A 15,380-nucleotide genomic window follows, 5' to 3' on the forward strand; every position below is an offset into this window, starting at 1 on the left:
TGTCGTCATCATCTGTCGTCATCTTGGCCCTCATGCTAAACCTGAGCGAAGGCCATGTATTCGTTGAATTAAACTATCCCCACCTTATCGGTGTTTCAGGGTATGAACGGCATCACGATGTGGCGAGAATGACATCCCGACCACATCTCAGGATATGTGCACCAAACGTGCCAGATTGAAGGTAGGAAACTTTAAGGCAAACAATGGCGAAGCAAGGGCAGAGCGATTCCGGCAGGGAAACTACGGGCCTCGGGAGCAAGGGTCTCGAAGGGCTCACCACGGCCGCCAATCAAGCTGCGACATCGGGTCCGGCCGGACGCAAGGGCCTGCCGCCGGTCCACCTGTGGAATCCGCCATTCTGCGGCGATCTCGACATGCGAATCGCGCCTGACGGCACCTGGTTCTACATGGGAACGCCGATCGGCCGCCCTGCGCTGGTGCGGCTGTTCTCCACGATCCTGAAGCGCGAGGACGGCAAGCACTTTCTCGTGACACCGGTGGAGAAGGTCGGCATCCGCGTCGACGACGCACCGTTCCTTGCCGTGGAAATGCAGACCGGGGAAGACGCGCGCGGCCGCCTGCTCAGGTTCCGCACCAATGTCGACGATTGGGTCGATTGCGAGAAAGGCCACGGCCTCAGATTCGAGGCGGCGGAGGACGGCGGATTGACGCCCTATCTGCATGTCCGCGCCGATTTGTGGGCCAAGGTCACCCGCGCGCTCTATTACGATCTGGTTGACATGGGCGAGCAGCGGATGGTCGATGGTCAAGAGATGTTCGGCATCGAGTCCGGCGGCGAGTTCTTCGCGATGGCCGATGCCAGTCAGGTGAGGGACGCACTTTGAACGAGCCGTTGCTGAAGGTGGAGCCGGCGACGATCAGCTCGACGGAATTCTTCGCGCGGGCCCGCACGCGGCTCACTTTCGATGTGCCGCCGGGCCTGGTCGATCCGAATGTCATTCCGCGCACCGGAGACTCCGGCAACGACCGCATGCTCGAGATCGTGGCGCAGGAGCAGCCGGTGCGGCCGGCCGCGGTGCTGATCCCGGTGGTCGATCACCCCGAACCGACCGTGCTGTTGACGCAGCGCTCGCCCAATCTGTCGAGCCATGCGGGCCAGATTTCGTTTCCCGGCGGCAAGATCGACGCCACCGACGCATCGCCGCTCGATGCCGCGCTACGCGAGGCCTGCGAGGAAGTCGGGCTGAGGCGGGAATTCATCGACCCGGTCGGCTATCTCGACCTTTATGGCACCGCGTTCGGCTTCCGCATCCTGCCGACGGTCGCCAAGGTGAAGCCGGGATTCACGCTTGCGATCAACGAGGCGGAGGTGGTCGATGCGTTCGAGGTGCCGCTCGCTTTCCTGATGAATCCGGAGAATCATCAGATTCACACCAAGGAATTCCGAGGCATGGACCGGTCCTATTACGCGATGCCGTTCGCCGAGCGCTACATCTGGGGCGCGACCGCGGGCATCCTGCGCGTGTTGTATGAGCGGATCTATCTGTCATGATCCGCACGGTATTGACCGAGATCGGAATCTTTCTGGTCCCGTTCGCGGTCTATGCCATCTTCCTCATCGCGACGCGGTCCGGCGTGACGCTGCCGGCGTCATGGCCGCTCGACATGCTGGCGAAGCTGACGCTGGTGGCGCTGGTGATGGTCATCGTGAGCTTCGTGCTGCTGGCCGAGTTGACCGGCGCGCCGCCGAACTCGACCTACGTTCCCGCCCATATCGAAAACGGCAGGCTGGTGCCGGGAGTTGAGAAATGAGCGAGGTGCGCCTGTTGTCCGACGCGCCATGGCTCGCTTCGGGGCCCGCGGCGCACGTGCTCGGCCTGCTCAATGCCGACGGCGAGGAAGCGCGGGTGATCGGCGGGGCCGTGCGCAACGCCCTGATGCGGATTCCGCTCGCCGACATCGATATCGCCACCACGGCGCTGCCGGAGGAGGTGATCCGCCGCGCCAAGCGGGCGGGCATCAAGAGTGTGCCGACCGGCATCGAGCACGGCACGGTGACCCTGGTCGTCGACAGCCTGCCCTTCGAGGTGACGACGCTGCGCGAGGATACCGAGACCTATGGCCGCAAGGCCAGGGTGGCGTTCGGTCGCGACTGGGTGCGCGACGCCGAGCGACGCGACTTCACCATCAACGGCCTGTCGGTCGACGCCTCGGGCGTCGTGCACGATCACGTTGGCGGCCTTGCCGACATCGAGGCGAGGCGGGTGCGCTTCATCGGCGATCCCGCGCAGCGGATTGCCGAGGACTATCTGCGCATCCTGCGCTTGTTCCGTTTCCATGCCGCCTATGGCGTGGGCGAGGTCGATCGCGCCGGCTATCTCGCCTGCGTCAGTGGGCGCGCCGGATTGGCCGGCCTCTCGGCCGAGCGGATTCGCATGGAGATGCTCAAGCTCGTGGTCGCGAACGGCGCCGCGAGTGCAGTGGTCGCGATGAGTGACGGCGGCTTGCTGCAGCCGCTGTTCGGCGGCATCGCTTATACCGGCCCGTTCGCGGCGATGATCGAGATCGAGCAACTGATGAAGCTCGCGCCAAGCGCGATGCGAAGGCTCGCCGCGCTGACGGTCGCCGTGACCGAGGACGCGCGGCGCATCGCCAGCCGGCTGCGGCTCTCCAATGCCGAAGCCAAGGCGCTCGATTCGATGGGCCATCGCTGGTGGCGCTTGCCCGGCATGGACGAGGCCCATGCCAAGCGCAGGCTCTACCGGCTCGACGAGGAGCCCTATCGCGACCGGTTGCTGCTCGCCTGGGCGCGCACCGGTGCGGGCCAGGATGTCGATCAATGGCGCGCGCTCGCCACGCTGCCGGAGCGCTGGCGCGCGCCTCACTTTCCCTTGAGGGCGTCGGATTTCGTCGCGCGCGGCATTGCCGAGGGACCGGCACTGGGGCATGTACTGACCCTGGCCGAGGATGCTTGGCTAGCCGCGGATTTCCCGCTGGATCCGCAGGTGTTGTCTGGCATCGCCGACCAGACCGTTTCCCGCTTCACCCGCGATCATCGGCTTTGAATTTCCTCTCCGGCTTCGCAGATATCTCGCTCCTGCAAATTCTGCTTGTCGCAGCCGTTGCGCTGTTTGCTTCCGTGATCGGCGGTCTTGCCGGCTATGGCACCGGCGCCTTGATGCCGCTGGTGCTGGTGCCGATGGTCGGCGCCGAGCCGGTCGTGCCGATCATCGCGATCTCGTCGATCTTCACCAATTCCAGCCGCTTCGTTGCCTTCGTCAGGTTTGCCGACCGCCGCAAGGCAATCATCGTGATCGCGGCGGCGCTGTTCTCCACGGCGCTCGGCGCCTACGGCTATACAAGGCTGACCAGTGCCGGCGCGTCGCTGGTGATCGGGGGCATGCTGATCCTGAGCGTGCCGCTCAGGCGGCTGTTGCGCAAGCACAGGGTCAGGATCGGTGAGCGGGGCCTTGCGGTCGGCGCCGTCGGATATGGCGTCGTGGTCGGCGGCACCGCGGGCTCGGGCGTCATCCTGCTGTCGCTGCTGATGGCGGCGGGGCTCGAGGGCGCCGCTGTGGTTGCGACCGATGCGGTGATTTCGCTGACAAGTGCCGCGGTCAAGATTTCGGTGTTCGGCTTGACCGGCGTCATCACCGCGCAGGTGCTGGCGCTTGCGCTGCTGATCGGCCTGGTCGCCATCCCCGGCGCGTTCCTGGCCAAGGCCTTTGTCGCGCGGATGCCGGTGCATATCCACACCGCGATCCTGGATGCCGCCGTGGTCACCGGCGGCGTGGTGATGATTGCAAGCGCGCTCTGACGGGAAGCGGAGGCGATGCTGCCGGCACTGCCAGTCAGCATCGCGCCAACGGATCTCACGCCGCCTTGCGCTTCTTCTTGCGGTCGCCGTCGTCGTCTTCGTCGTCGTCTTCCTCTTCATCGTCCTCCGGATCGAGCTCGGTCGATTCGAGTGCGACGAGCGGCAAGGTTTCGCGAAACAGATCGCCGTCCGTGCCCATCCACAGGCACGCGACCTTGTCCTCGTCGATTTCGACGACCGTGATCGGATGGCCGCCGGACTTCAGCATGACGACATCGCCTGGTTTCAGTTCCATGATTTTCCCTCCGCGCTGGATGACGCGGACGGCAGGCTAGCGACCGGTGACGACAGCCAAATCACGGCCGGCGTCAGCTTCAATGGAATTGACGTGGAAAACGGCGGCGATGCGCTATTTGCGCGCGGCAGGAACTAGTTCGCTCAGCGAGCGGATGATGCGGTCGGGCTTGATGGTCGATCCCGGCGGCAGCCCGACACCGTGCACGTCCATCCAGATCGCATAGATGCCAAGCCGCTGCGGCGCCACGACTTCCCACTCGAGATTGTCGCCGATCATCCAGGTGTCGGATGCGGTGACGCCGAGCGCTTGCATCGCGTGCAGGTAGGCGCGCTCCTCCGGCTTGCCGAAGCCGTGCTCGCCCTCGATCTGGATGTGATCGAAGCGATGGCCGAGCGCGAAGCGCTCGACCTTGGCGCGCTGCATGTCGGCGGCGCCGTTGGTGACCAGCGCAAGCTTGATGCCGAGCGCCTTGAACGCATCGATCGCTTCATGCGCGCCGGGGAAGACGAACATCTCCTCCTCGCGATAGGCGGTGAAGCGATCGGCGATGCGGTCCGCGAGCTCGTCGGGCAGCGCACGGTGACCGGCCGCCGCGAGCGCCGCGAAGCCGCCCTTCACGGTCAGCCGCCGCGCCTCGCCGAGCCTGATCCGCCAGATCGGCTCGGCAGTCGACCAGAATTGCCGTGCATAGGCCAACAGCGCGGTCGCGACCTGATCCGGGGGCAGGGGTGCCAGCTCCGCGGCAAACTCCGTGGTGATCGTGTTCCAGGCGATCTCGGGGCGTCCATAGGCCGACAGGATGGTGTCATCCATGTCGATAAGCATCGCGCGCGGCAGGTTCATCACGGCCATTTCACCTCCGGCGGCAGCGACGACAGGATCGAATCCACATTGCCACCGGTCTTCAGGCCGAAGATGGTGCCGCGATCATAGAGCAGGTTGAATTCGACATAGCGGCCGCGGCGGACCAACTGCTCGTCGCGATCCTCGGCGCTCCAGGCGGCTTCGAAATTGCGCCGCACCAGGTCGGGATAGATCTTCAGGAAGCTGCGCCCGACGTCCTGGGTGAAGGCGAGATCGGCCTCCCAGTCGCCGCTGTCGTGCCAGTCATAGAAGATGCCGCCGATGCCGCGCGCTTCCTTGCGGTGTGGCAGGTAGAAATAGTCGTCGCACCACTTCTTGTACTTGTCGTAGTCGGCGACGCCGTTCGGCCCGCTGCACGCCTCCTTCATCGCGGCGTGGAAGGCGACCGTGTCGGGGTCCTCCTGGGTGCGCCGTCGGTTCAGCACCGGCGTCAGGTCGGCGCCGCCGCCGAACCAGGCCTTGGTGGTCACGACAAAGCGGGTGTTCATGTGCACGGCGGGCACGTTCGGATTGCGCAGATGCGCGATCAGCGAAATGCCCGAGGCCCAAAATCGTGGATCGTCGGCGGCACCTGGAATCTGCGCGCGGAATTCGGGGGCGAACTCGCCGTGCACGGTCGAGCAGTGCACGCCGACCTTTTCGAACAGCCGGCCCTTCATGATCGACATCACGCCGCCGCCGCCCGGCTTGCCGGTGTGGTCGGTGCGGTCCCAGGGGGTCCGCACGAACCGGCCGGCGGCGCCGGGATAAAGCCTGGATGGGGCGTCGTCCTCGAGCTTCTCGAAGGCCGCGCAGATGTCGTTGCGCAGCGCCTCGAACCAGCCGCGCGCACGCGCCTTGCGGTCCTCGATGATGGCGGGGTCTGTTGGCAGCATGACTAACCTTGCGGGCCGAAATAGGTGCAGCTCTCGTTGCAGCTGTCGCGATGGACGCTGACGCGGGTCAGCCTGCCTGCGTGTTGCAACCGCTCCCAGATGAAGCGCGACAGATTCTCCAGCGTCGGGACGCCGATCGCCTCGATCTTGTTGAGGAACTTGTGGTCGAGCGTCTTCTGCACCTCGGCCATCGCGCGTTCGAGCAGGCCGAGATCGATCACCATGCCGGTTTTCGGGTCGGGCGTGCCGCGCACGGTGACTTCGGCGCGAAAGGAGTGGCCGTGAATCTCCTCGCTGGCGGTGCCAAATGTCGTTCCGGACAGCGCATGCGCAGCCTCGAACCGAAACGCTTTCGTCAATTCCCACATCTCGTTCAACAATCCGATTCTGTCAGTTCATCTAATCCCGAGCGTCTTGTGCGTCTGCACGCTAAGGTGCCATTGCGGGTGCTTCAGGCAATAGGCGATCGCCCGCTCGGTATTCTCCATCACATCGGGGCCGTCCATCGGCTGCAGCGAGAAGCGCTCGAAGGCGAGGCCCGCGAAATCCTCCGGTGTGTTCTCCATTTGCGGATAGACCAGTTTGAGCTCGTGCCCCTTGCGCACCACGAGCTCGGCTGTGGCCTTGGGACTGACGCAGATCCAGTCGAGTCCGTCGGGCGGGGCGATGGTGCCGTTGGTCTCGATCGCGATCGCAAAGCCGTGGCCGTGCAGGGCCTCGATCAGGGCCGCGTCGACCTGCAACAGCGGCTCGCCACCGGTCAGGACGACGTAGCGGTCAGCCTCGCCTCCTGTCCATTGCGCGGCGATGGCGCCGGCAAGCTCTTCTGCGGTCGCATAACGGCCGCCCAGCGTCCCGTCGGTGCCGACGAAATCGGTGTCGCAGAACTTGCAGACCGCGCCGGCGCGGTCCTGCTCGCGGCCGCTCCAGAGGTTGCAGCCGGCGAAGCGGCAGAACACGGAGGCTCGGCCCGCATGGGCGCCTTCGCCCTGCAGGGTGAGAAAGATCTCCTTGACCGCGTAGCTCACCAAAAAGTCCCTTAAGTTGCCGAACCGGCAATTTCTGAACCGGCGTTTCCTGAACCGGTTTGCCGCAGCGCCTCGCCGACGGCCATGGCCGCCGTGACGGCCACATTGAGCGAACGCATGGTCGGCCGGATCGGAATCGCCAGTCGCGCATCCGCGGCGGCCACCACCGCGTCGGTCACCCCTGCCGTCTCGCGCCCGAACAGCAGGACATCGGAGGCCGTATAGGCGAAATCAAGATAGGATTTCGCCGCCCTGGTCGTGAACAGCACCAGCCGGCATCCGGCCTCGGCCCGCCATTCCTCGAATTTCGACCATGAGTCGTGACGCTTCAACCGCACATGGTCGAGATAGTCCATACCCGCCCGGCGGAAATTCCGGTCCGAGGTGTCGAATCCTGCCGGTTCGATGATATGGGCTGACACGTCCAGGCAGGCGCAGAGGCGCAGAATCGTCCCTGTATTCTGGGGAATGTCGGGCTGGAACAGCGCGATCTGCATGGTGCGGGCGGCCTGTGAAATCCGGATGAAATTGTCTCAATAAGACATCGCTCGGCGCGGATTTCGTGCATTGCACGTGTGCGAGCCGATAGCGGGCTTGCGCTCGTCCGGCAAGGGTGCCAATAGAACGATTCTGGACTGCTGTTCCGCCATTTGGGGTGGGGAATAGCGGTTTTCTGCCGCCGCGGGGGCCGCGGGCGCCGGCAGCCTTTCTTGGGGCGCGTCCTGCGTCTCCGAGGCGGTTCCACCGGCTGCAGAAAAGAAAGGGCTAGGAATCGTGACGACAGCGTCTTCGGCGGACCATCCGACACGCCGTGATTTTCTCTTTGTTGCAACCGGAGCTGCCGCCGCGGTCGGCGCAGCCGCCACCGTCTGGCCGCTGGTTGCCCAGATGAACCCGGATGCCGCGACGATCGCGGCCGGCGCGCCGATCGAGGTCGATCTGACGCCGATCGCCGAGGGCCAGGACATCAAGGTCTTCTGGCGCGGCAAGCCGATCTACATCAGCCATCGCACCAAGAAGCAGATCCAGGAGGCCCAGAGCGTGGCGCTGTCGAGCCTGCCCGATCCGCAGCCCGACTCGGCCCGCGTCAAGGCCGGCCACGACCAGTGGCTGGTCGTGATCGGCATCTGCACCCATCTCGGCTGCATCCCGATCGCGCATGAAGGCAATTACGACGGCTTCTTCTGCCCCTGCCACGGCTCGCAGTACGACTCCTCCGGTCGTATCCGCCAGGGGCCGGCGCCCGCCAACCTGGCGGTGCCGCCCTACGCCTTCCTTTCCGACACCAAAATCCAGATCGGCTAAGTCCCGGCCCCTCCGGGATTTCGGCTTCCACTTGGACCCATCGCGTCGTTTTTCTTCTTCAGGATCGCATCAATGAGCGGACCATCTGATTTCCAACCGAGCAACCCCGCCTTGAAGTGGATCGAACGGCGCCTTCCGATCTTCGGCCTGATCCACTCCTCGTTCGTGGCCTATCCGACGCCGCGCAACCTGAACTACTGGTGGACCTTCGGCGCCATCCTGTCGATGATGCTGGCGCTGCAGATCCTGACCGGCGTGATCCTGGCGATGCACTACACGCCGCACGCCGACCTCGCCTTCAAGTCGGTCGAGCTGATCGTCCGCGACGTCAATTACGGCTGGCTGCTGCGCAACATGCATGCCTGCGGCGCGTCGATGTTCTTCTTCGCCGTCTACATCCATATGTTCCGCGGCCTTTATTACGGGTCGTACAAGGAGCCGCGCGAGGTGCTGTGGATCCTCGGCGTCATCATCTACCTCCTGATGATGGCGACGGGCTTCATGGGCTACGTGCTGCCATGGGGCCAGATGAGCTTCTGGGGCGCCACCGTCATCACCAATCTGTTCTCGGCCGTGCCCTATTTCGGCGAGAGCATCGTGACCCTGCTGTGGGGCGGCTATTCGGTCGGCAACCCGACGCTGAACCGCTTCTTCTCGCTGCACTACCTGCTGCCGTTCGTGATCGCCGGCGTGGTCGTGCTGCACGTCTGGGCGCTGCACGTCGCGGGTCAGAACAACCCGGCCGGCGTCGAGGCCAAGACCGAGAAAGACACCGTTGCGTTCACGCCGTATGCGACGATCAAGGACATGTTCGGCGTGTCCTGCTTCCTGATCTTCTTCGCCTGGTTCATCTTCTACATGCCGAACTATCTCGGCGACGCCGACAACTACATCCCGGCGAACCCGGGCGTGACGCCGGCGCACATCGTGCCTGAATGGTACTACCTGCCGTTCTACGCGATCCTGCGTTCGATCCCGAACAAGCTCGCCGGCGTCGTGGCGATGTTCTCGGCCATCATCATCCTGTGCTTCCTGCCGTGGCTCGACAGCGCACGGACCCGTTCGTCGAAGTATCGTCCGCTGGCCAAGCAGTTCTTCTGGATCTTCGTGGTGGTCTGCATCCTGCTCGGCTACCTCGGCTCGCAGCCGCCGGAAGGCATCTATGTGATCGCCGGCCGCATCCTGACGGTCTGCTACTTCGCCTACTTCCTGATCGTGCTGCCGCTGCTTGCCCGCATCGAGACCCCGCGTCCGGTGCCGAACTCGATCGCCGACGACGTGCTGGCGAAGAGCAAGGGCAGGGCCGCGACCGCGGCCTCTGTGATGCTCGCGATGGTGGTGGCCGGCAGCCTGCTCGTCGGCGGCACCCAGAACGCCAAGGCCGAGGAGGGTGGCAACGCGCCGCCGGCCCAGAAGTGGTCGTTCTCCGGTCCCTTCGGCACCTATGACCGTGGTTCGCTGCAGCGCGGCCTGAAGGTCTACAAGGAAGTCTGTGCCGCCTGTCACGGCCTGTCCTATGTCGCGTTCCGCAACCTCGCCGATCCCGGCGGCCCCGGCTATTCGCCGGCGCAGGCGGCGGCGTTCGCGTCCGAGTACAAGATCAAGGACGGCCCGAACGACCAGGGCGAGATGTTCGAGCGTCCGGGCCGCCCGGCGGATTACTTCCCGTCGCCGTTCCCGAACGAGCAGGCCGCGCGCGCGGCCAATGGCGGCGCGGCGCCGCCCGACCTCTCGCTGATCACCAAGGCGCGGTCCTACAAGCGCGGTTTCCCGCAGTTCGCGATCGACTTCTTCACCCAGTACCAGGAGCAGGGACCCGACTACGTCGACGCCATCCTGCAGGGCTTCGAGGACAAGGCTCCGGCGGGCGTCACGATCCCGGAGGGCTCGTACTACAACAAGTACTTCCCCGGCCACGCCATCAAGATGCCGAAGCCGCTGTCCGATGGTCAGGTGACCTTCGACGACGGTTCGCCGGCGACGGTCAAGCAGTACGCGCATGACGTCACCACGTTCCTGATGTGGGCCGCCGAGCCGCACATGGAGGAGCGCAAGCGGATCGGCATGCAGGTGTTCTTCTTCCTGGTTGTCTTTGCCTTCCTGATGTACTTCACCAAGCGCAAGGTCTGGGCCAACGCCCACTGATCTCGGGTACGGTATAGCGAATTTGAAAAAGCCCCTTCGGGGGCTTTTTTGTTTGCAATCTCTCCGTCATTCCGGGGCGACGCGGTAGCATCGAACCCGGAATGACAGTGTCGTCAATTGCGTCGGCCGCCGAGTGCGGACAAGATGCCGGCCAATCAGCCGGCAAACATTGCGGAGGAACTCATGGGTACCAGCATCAGCTTCAAGCGTCCGGACGGCAAGGAAGCGTCGGGCTATCTCGCCAATGCAGCGCGCGGCAACGCGCCCGGCGTCGTCGTGATCCAGGAATGGTGGGGCCTGTCGGACCAGATCAAGGGCTTGTGCGACCGCTTCGCGGTGGCCGGCTTCGATGCGCTGGCGCCCGATCTCTACAAGGGCAAGGTGGTGCCTTATCATGACACCGATGCCGCGGGCAAAGAGATGAACTCGCTCGATTTCATGGACGCTACAACGCAGACGGTGCGCGGCGCCGCGCAGTATCTCGCCAAGAACGGCGCCAAGGTCGGCCTGACCGGCTTCTGCCTCGGCGGCGCGGTGACCATCATCGGCTCGGTGCATGTGCCGGAATTGACCGCGGGCGTCGTGTTCTACGGCATCCCGCCGGAGCAGGCCGCCAAGCCCGCCGACGTCAGGATCCCGCTGCAGGCGCATTTCGCCAACAAGGACGACTGGTGCACGCCCGAGCTCGTCAGCAATTTCGAGAAGGCGATGAAGGCCGCCGGCAAGTCGCTCGAGCTGTTCCGCTATGACGCCGAGCACGCCTTCGTCAACGAGCAGCGCCAGTCGGTGCACGACCGCGAGGCCGCCGAACTCGCCTGGGGCCGCGCCACGGACTTCTTCAAGAAGCATCTGGGGTAGAGGCATCCTCAAGCGAGATGTGGTCCCTGCGAAAGCAGGGACCCATACGCTGCGGCCGCGGCAATCGGCACAGTGGCAGTCATATCGTCAAATAAACTACGCCCTGTGGCTATGGGTCCCTGCTTTCGCAGGGACGACGGCGAGACTTAACTTTCCTTCACCCCGTCCCACCACGGGCAGGTCCCCGACATCAGCTTGAAATTGCCTTCCATCACCTGCACCGGTGCGCGCTTGCCCTCGGCGGCGGCGCGCATCCGCATCTCGCGCGCGACGGCGCGGTCCTCCGGCGACAGCCAGACCCGCTCGTGGCCCCACAGGCTCGGGCCGTCATGCATCTCGAACGGCGTCCAGTTCACCGGATCGATCTCGCGGCCGCCCCAGCCGCACTCGACCATGAAGGTGGACGGCGACCTGGCGTAAAACGATGTCATCAGGTCGTTGGTGTGGCGGCCGAGCGTGACGTTGACGCGGTCTTCCTGCTGCGCGACGTCATAGGCTTGGCCGACATCGTCGAGCGAGAACAGTTCTACCATCAGATGGTGCATGCCGTTCGTGCCGGTCTCGATCAGCGCCAGCGAGTGGTGGCGGGCATTGACGTGGAAGAAATAGGCGCGGAACGGCTTTTCGATGTAGTCGCTTAAGCCGAAGCCGAGCACGTCGACATAGAAGCTCATCACCGGGGCGATGTGCTCGACCGTCAGCACGGCGTGGCCGAGGCCGAGCGGCCCGGTGCGGAAGCCGGAGATCGAGCGCCCCGGCCTGAACGGCGTGTCGTCGATCTCGGCGCCATGAAACGCCTCGAGGCGGTTGCCGGCGGGGTCGCGAAACGAGATCAGGCCACGCACCCGCCTGCTATCTGCGAGCGCCTGCGGCTCCGCGGTCACCGCGACGCCGGCGCGCTCCAGCCGTGCCGCCAGCGCGTCGAGGGCCGCACGGTCGGCCACCTCCCAGCCGAAGAACCTTGTGCCTTCGCCCTGGGCGCGGTCGATCACGATGCGCTGCTTGCGGTCGTCCATCCGGAACGCGAGCAGCGAATTGCCGCGCTCGACTGCCTGCAGCCCGACGAGGCCAGTGCCGAACTGCCGCCAGTCGTCGAGCGCGTCGGAGCCGAAGCCAGCATATCCGAGACCCAAAATCGCCATCTGCGCCTCCGCCATCTGTCTGTTTTTTGGGCGGCCAGCCGGCCGCCATTTCAGCAAATCCTACGCGGATTCCCGCCCCTTCAAACCCCGAAAATGCCGCCGAAAGGGCGTCCCGCCCTGGGGCAGGGCTGTCAGGCCATCCCTTGACACGGCCCGCGCCGGGTGGTGAGTAACGGGCCATGAGCACCGTTGCCAGCCCATCCCGTCGTTGGTGGCCCACCTTCTCATAGGTGGCCGGTGCGTTTTCTTTTTTCACAAACGTCGAAGGTCGCCATCGCAGTGCGACCGATGGTTAGTTTATTTGCCCTTCGTTTGTCCTGTGTGGCGCTCTCTCGGCAAGTCTCGTAAGAGGATCACATGAACAGGACAGTCTTCTCCCTGCCGGCCAAGAGCGAATATCTGACCAATGGCGGCCTTGCGGTCGCGCGCGTGGTCGAGCAGTTCACCGGCGGCGCCAACCGCCTCGACGATTTGATCGCGCTGCTGGACCGCCGCCGCGGCGTGGTGCTGTCCTCGGGCACGACGGTACCGGGCCGCTACGAGAGCTTTGACCTCGGCTTCGCCGATCCGCCGCTGGTGCTGGAGACGTCAGGCACCAACTTCTCGTTGCAGGCGCTGAACCCGCGCGGCGAGGTCCTGATCGCCTTCCTCGGCGACGTGCTGCGCGAGCCCTGCGTCGTGATCTCAGAGCGGAGCGCAACGCGGCTCGCCGGCTATATCATCCGCGGCGCCGCGCCGGTCGAGGAAGACCAGCGCACCCGCCGCGCCAGCGTGATGTCGCTGGTGCGCGACATGGTGGCGGCGTTCACCTCCAACGCCGATCCGCTGCTCGGCCTGTTCGGCGCCTTCGCCTACGACCTCGTGTTCCAGATCGAGGACCTGGTGCAGAAGCGCGCCCGCGAGGCCGACCAGCGCGACATCGTGCTCTACGTGCCGGACCGTCTCTTGGCCTATGACCGCGCCACCGGCCGCGGCGTGGCGCTCACTTACGAATTCTCCTGGAAGGGCAAATCCACCGCCGGCCTGCCGCAGGAGACCGCGCCGAGCCTCTACGCACGGAACGGCCGGCAGGGCTATGCCGATCACGCGCCCGGCGAATATCAGGCGACCGTCGAGGTCGCGCGCGCGGCGTTTGCCCGCGGTGACCTGTTCGAGGCGGTGCCCGGGCAGCTGTTCGCCGAGCCCTGCGAGCGCTCGCCGGCGGAAGTGTTCCAGCGGCTCTGCCGCATCAATCCGTCGCCCTATGGCGCGCTGATGAATCTCGGCGACGGCGAATTCCTGGTCTCCGCGTCGCCCGAGATGTTCGTGCGTTCCGACGGCCGCCGGGTCGAGACCTGCCCGATCTCGGGCACCATCGCGCGCGGCTCGGACTCGATCGGCGATGCCGAGCAGATCCGCAAGCTCCTGAACTCGGAGAAGGACGAGTTCGAGCTCAACATGTGCACCGATGTCGACCGCAACGACAAGGCGCGCGTCTGCGTGCCCGGCACCATCAAGGTGCTGGCGCGGCGTCAGATCGAGACCTACTCAAAGCTGTTCCACACCGTTGATCACGTCGAGGGCATGCTGCGGCCGGGCTTCGATTCGCTCGACGCCTTCCTGACCCATGCCTGGGCCGTGACGGTGACAGGCGCGCCGAAACTGTGGGCGATGCAATTTGTTGAGGATCACGAGCGGTCGCCGCGGCGCTGGTATGCCGGCGCGATCGGCTGCGTCAATTTCGACGGCAGCATCAACACCGGGCTCACCATTCGCACCATCCGCATGAAGGATGGGCTTGCCGAGGTGCGCGTCGGCGCGACCTGCCTGTTCGATTCAGATCCCGCCGCCGAGGATCGCGAGTGCCAGGTCAAGGCCGCGGCGCTGTTCCAGGCGCTGCGCGGCGATCCGCCGAAGCCGCTGTCGGATTTCGCGCCCGACGCCACCGGCTCCGGCAAGAACGTGCTCTTGATCGATCACGACGACAGCTTCGTGCACATGCTGGCCGATTACTTCCGCCAGGTCGGTGCCAACGTCACCGTGGTCAGGCACGTCCATGCCCAGGACATGCTCAAGAAGAAGGGCTGGGACCTCCTGGTGCTGTCGCCCGGGCCGGGTCGCCCGGAGGATTTCGGCATCGCGAAAACCATCGATACCGCGCTCGAGAAGCAGCTACCGATCTTCGGCGTCTGCCTCGGCGTGCAGGCGATCGGCGAATATTTCGGCGGCCAGCTCGGCCAGCTCGGTCAGCCCGCGCATGGCCGTCCGTCGCGCGTCCAGGTGCGCGGCGGGCGGCTGATGCGGAACCTGCCCAATGAGATCGTGATCGGCCGCTACCACTCGCTCTATGTCGAGCGCGACAGCGTGCCCGAGGTGTTGGCGGTGACCGCGACCACCGAAGACGGCGTCGCGATGGTGATCGAGCACAAGACCCTGCCGGTCGGCGGCGTGCAATTCCATCCGGAATCGCTGATGTCGCTCGGCAACGAGGTCGGCCTGCGCATTGTCGAGAATGCATTCCGGCTCAACCCGCCGGCCAATTGAGGATTGCGAGACCAATGACCTTCGACCACGACATCAAGGCGACCGTTCGCACCATCCCGGACTACCCGAAGAAGGGCATCCTGTTTCGCGACATCACGACGCTGCTCGCGGATGCGAGGGCCTTCCGCCGGGCGGTCGACGAGCTGGTGCATCCCTGGGCGGGCGCGAAGGTCGACAAGGTCGCCGGCATCGAGGCCCGCGGCTTCATCCTCGGCGGCGCGGTCGCGCATCAGCTCTCCGCCGGCTTCGTGCCGATCCGCAAGAAGGGCAAGCTTCCGCACACCACGGTGCGGATCGCCTACTCGCTGGAATACGGCATCGACGAGATGGAGATGCATGCCGACGCCGTGCAGCCCGGCGAGCGCGTGATCCTGGTCGACGATCTGATCGCGACCGGCGGCACTGCGGAGGGCGCGGTGAAGCTGCTGCGCCAGATCGGCGCCAATGTGGTCGCGGCCTGCTTCATCGTCGACCTGCCCGATCTCGGCGGCGCCGCCAAGCTGCGCGCGATGGACGTTCCGGTGCGCACGCTGATGGCGTTCGAGGGGCATTAGCGCAAATCCC

17 protein-coding genes are annotated in these 15,380 nt (G+C 65.2%); 10 read left to right on the top strand and 7 right to left on the bottom strand.

Annotated elements, in window-relative coordinates; genetic code table 11:
- Positions 1-203: 203 nt before the first annotated feature.
- The 5 genes from JEY66_RS10750 to JEY66_RS10770 are packed head-to-tail and all read left to right on the top strand — an operon-like array spanning position 204 to position 3,778.
- Positions 204-845, top strand: a complete 642-nt coding sequence (locus JEY66_RS10750; RefSeq protein WP_016839726.1) for a DUF1285 domain-containing protein — start codon at positions 204-206, stop codon at positions 843-845.
- A gap of 32 nt (positions 846-877) precedes the next feature.
- A complete protein-coding gene (locus tag JEY66_RS10755; protein ID WP_370145980.1) occupies positions 878-1,513 on the top strand; it encodes a CoA pyrophosphatase in 636 nt (211 codons plus the stop codon).
- On the top strand, positions 1,510-1,773 hold the full coding sequence (locus JEY66_RS10760; RefSeq protein WP_016839724.1) for a DUF6111 family protein: 264 nt from the start codon (positions 1,510-1,512) through the stop codon (positions 1,771-1,773). Before JEY66_RS10755 ends, JEY66_RS10760 begins: the two co-directional genes overlap by 4 nt.
- Complete coding sequence (locus tag JEY66_RS10765) at positions 1,770-3,026, top strand: CCA tRNA nucleotidyltransferase (protein WP_018273386.1); 1,257 nt, start codon at positions 1,770-1,772, stop codon at positions 3,024-3,026. The genes JEY66_RS10760 and JEY66_RS10765 overlap by 4 nt, the downstream gene beginning before the upstream one ends.
- On the top strand, positions 3,023-3,778 hold the full coding sequence (locus JEY66_RS10770; RefSeq protein ID WP_016839721.1) for a sulfite exporter TauE/SafE family protein: 756 nt from the start codon (positions 3,023-3,025) through the stop codon (positions 3,776-3,778). The genes JEY66_RS10765 and JEY66_RS10770 overlap by 4 nt, the downstream gene beginning before the upstream one ends.
- A gap of 55 nt (positions 3,779-3,833) precedes the next feature.
- On the opposite strand, the gene JEY66_RS10775 is transcribed toward JEY66_RS10770, so the two are convergent.
- From JEY66_RS10775 to JEY66_RS10800, 6 genes are all read right to left on the bottom strand, one after another.
- Complete coding sequence (locus tag JEY66_RS10775) at positions 3,834-4,073, bottom strand: YodC family protein (RefSeq protein ID WP_026193260.1); 240 nt, start codon at positions 4,071-4,073, stop codon at positions 3,834-3,836.
- Positions 4,074-4,187: 114 nt separating this feature from the next.
- On the bottom strand, positions 4,188-4,928 hold the full coding sequence (locus tag JEY66_RS10780; protein WP_016839718.1) for an HAD family hydrolase: 741 nt from the start codon (positions 4,926-4,928) through the stop codon (positions 4,188-4,190).
- Positions 4,919-5,815, bottom strand: a complete 897-nt coding sequence (gene hemF, locus JEY66_RS10785) for an oxygen-dependent coproporphyrinogen oxidase (protein ID WP_016839717.1) — start codon at positions 5,813-5,815, stop codon at positions 4,919-4,921. Before hemF ends, JEY66_RS10780 begins: the two co-directional genes overlap by 10 nt.
- Before the next feature lie 2 nt (positions 5,816-5,817).
- The gene (locus JEY66_RS10790; protein WP_016839716.1) at positions 5,818-6,183 is read right to left on the bottom strand and encodes a 6-pyruvoyl trahydropterin synthase family protein; all 366 of its coding nucleotides are present in this window, start codon (positions 6,181-6,183) and stop codon (positions 5,818-5,820) included.
- A 27-nt stretch (positions 6,184-6,210) separates the two neighbouring features.
- On the bottom strand, positions 6,211-6,843 hold the full coding sequence (gene queE / locus JEY66_RS10795) for a 7-carboxy-7-deazaguanine synthase (RefSeq protein WP_026193259.1): 633 nt from the start codon (positions 6,841-6,843) through the stop codon (positions 6,211-6,213).
- Between the two features lie 11 nt (positions 6,844-6,854).
- Positions 6,855-7,340, bottom strand: coding sequence for a tRNA (cytidine(34)-2'-O)-methyltransferase (locus JEY66_RS10800; RefSeq protein ID WP_016839714.1), 486 nt, complete (start codon positions 7,338-7,340; stop codon positions 6,855-6,857).
- 277 nt (positions 7,341-7,617) lie between these two features.
- Between JEY66_RS10800 and petA the strand changes: the two genes are divergently transcribed.
- From petA to JEY66_RS10815, 3 genes are all read left to right on the top strand, one after another.
- Positions 7,618-8,148, top strand: coding sequence for a ubiquinol-cytochrome c reductase iron-sulfur subunit (gene petA, locus JEY66_RS10805; RefSeq protein ID WP_016839713.1), 531 nt, complete (start codon positions 7,618-7,620; stop codon positions 8,146-8,148).
- A gap of 72 nt (positions 8,149-8,220) precedes the next feature.
- Entirely contained in the window at positions 8,221-10,293 is a 2,073-nt protein-coding gene (locus tag JEY66_RS10810) for a cytochrome c1 (protein WP_026193258.1), read from the top strand.
- A gap of 183 nt (positions 10,294-10,476) precedes the next feature.
- Complete coding sequence (locus JEY66_RS10815) at positions 10,477-11,151, top strand: dienelactone hydrolase family protein (protein ID WP_026193257.1); 675 nt, start codon at positions 10,477-10,479, stop codon at positions 11,149-11,151.
- A 146-nt stretch (positions 11,152-11,297) separates the two neighbouring features.
- Here JEY66_RS10815 and JEY66_RS10820 read toward each other — a convergent pair whose 3' ends face one another.
- Positions 11,298-12,293: a VOC family protein gene (locus tag JEY66_RS10820; protein WP_038378866.1), complete on the bottom strand. Its 996-nt coding sequence runs from the start codon at positions 12,291-12,293 to the stop codon at positions 11,298-11,300.
- A gap of 357 nt (positions 12,294-12,650) precedes the next feature.
- Here JEY66_RS10820 and JEY66_RS10825 point away from each other — a divergent pair, with 357 nt between their 5' ends.
- Positions 12,651-14,816, top strand: a complete 2,166-nt coding sequence (locus JEY66_RS10825) for an anthranilate synthase component I (RefSeq protein ID WP_016839709.1) — start codon at positions 12,651-12,653, stop codon at positions 14,814-14,816.
- 14 nt (positions 14,817-14,830) lie between these two features.
- On the top strand, positions 14,831-15,370 hold the full coding sequence (locus tag JEY66_RS10830) for an adenine phosphoribosyltransferase (RefSeq protein ID WP_018273383.1): 540 nt from the start codon (positions 14,831-14,833) through the stop codon (positions 15,368-15,370).
- Positions 15,371-15,380 lie beyond the last annotated feature (10 nt).

The organism is Bradyrhizobium elkanii USDA 76 (genome assembly GCF_023278185.1).
Classification (GTDB): Bacteria; Pseudomonadota; Alphaproteobacteria; order Rhizobiales; family Xanthobacteraceae; genus Bradyrhizobium; species Bradyrhizobium elkanii.

Coding starts and splice junctions, on each gene's coding strand:
- JEY66_RS10825 (WP_016839709.1), top strand. CDS start 12,651: ATGAACAGGACAGTCTTCTCCCTGCCGGCCAAGAGCGAATATCTGACC.
- JEY66_RS10765 (WP_018273386.1), top strand. CDS start 1,770: ATGAGCGAGGTGCGCCTGTTGTCCGACGCGCCATGGCTCGCTTCGGGG.
- JEY66_RS10790 (WP_016839716.1), bottom strand. CDS start 6,183: ATGTGGGAATTGACGAAAGCGTTTCGGTTCGAGGCTGCGCATGCGCTG.
- JEY66_RS10775 (WP_026193260.1), bottom strand. CDS start 4,073: ATGGAACTGAAACCAGGCGATGTCGTCATGCTGAAGTCCGGCGGCCAT.
- JEY66_RS10750 (WP_016839726.1), top strand. CDS start 204: ATGGCGAAGCAAGGGCAGAGCGATTCCGGCAGGGAAACTACGGGCCTC.
- hemF (WP_016839717.1), bottom strand. CDS start 5,815: ATGCTGCCAACAGACCCCGCCATCATCGAGGACCGCAAGGCGCGTGCG.
- JEY66_RS10810 (WP_026193258.1), top strand. CDS start 8,221: ATGAGCGGACCATCTGATTTCCAACCGAGCAACCCCGCCTTGAAGTGG.
- JEY66_RS10760 (WP_016839724.1), top strand. CDS start 1,510: ATGATCCGCACGGTATTGACCGAGATCGGAATCTTTCTGGTCCCGTTC.
- JEY66_RS10830 (WP_018273383.1), top strand. CDS start 14,831: ATGACCTTCGACCACGACATCAAGGCGACCGTTCGCACCATCCCGGAC.
- JEY66_RS10820 (WP_038378866.1), bottom strand. CDS start 12,293: ATGGCGATTTTGGGTCTCGGATATGCTGGCTTCGGCTCCGACGCGCTC.
- JEY66_RS10780 (WP_016839718.1), bottom strand. CDS start 4,928: ATGGCCGTGATGAACCTGCCGCGCGCGATGCTTATCGACATGGATGAC.
- JEY66_RS10800 (WP_016839714.1), bottom strand. CDS start 7,340: ATGCAGATCGCGCTGTTCCAGCCCGACATTCCCCAGAATACAGGGACG.
- JEY66_RS10815 (WP_026193257.1), top strand. CDS start 10,477: ATGGGTACCAGCATCAGCTTCAAGCGTCCGGACGGCAAGGAAGCGTCG.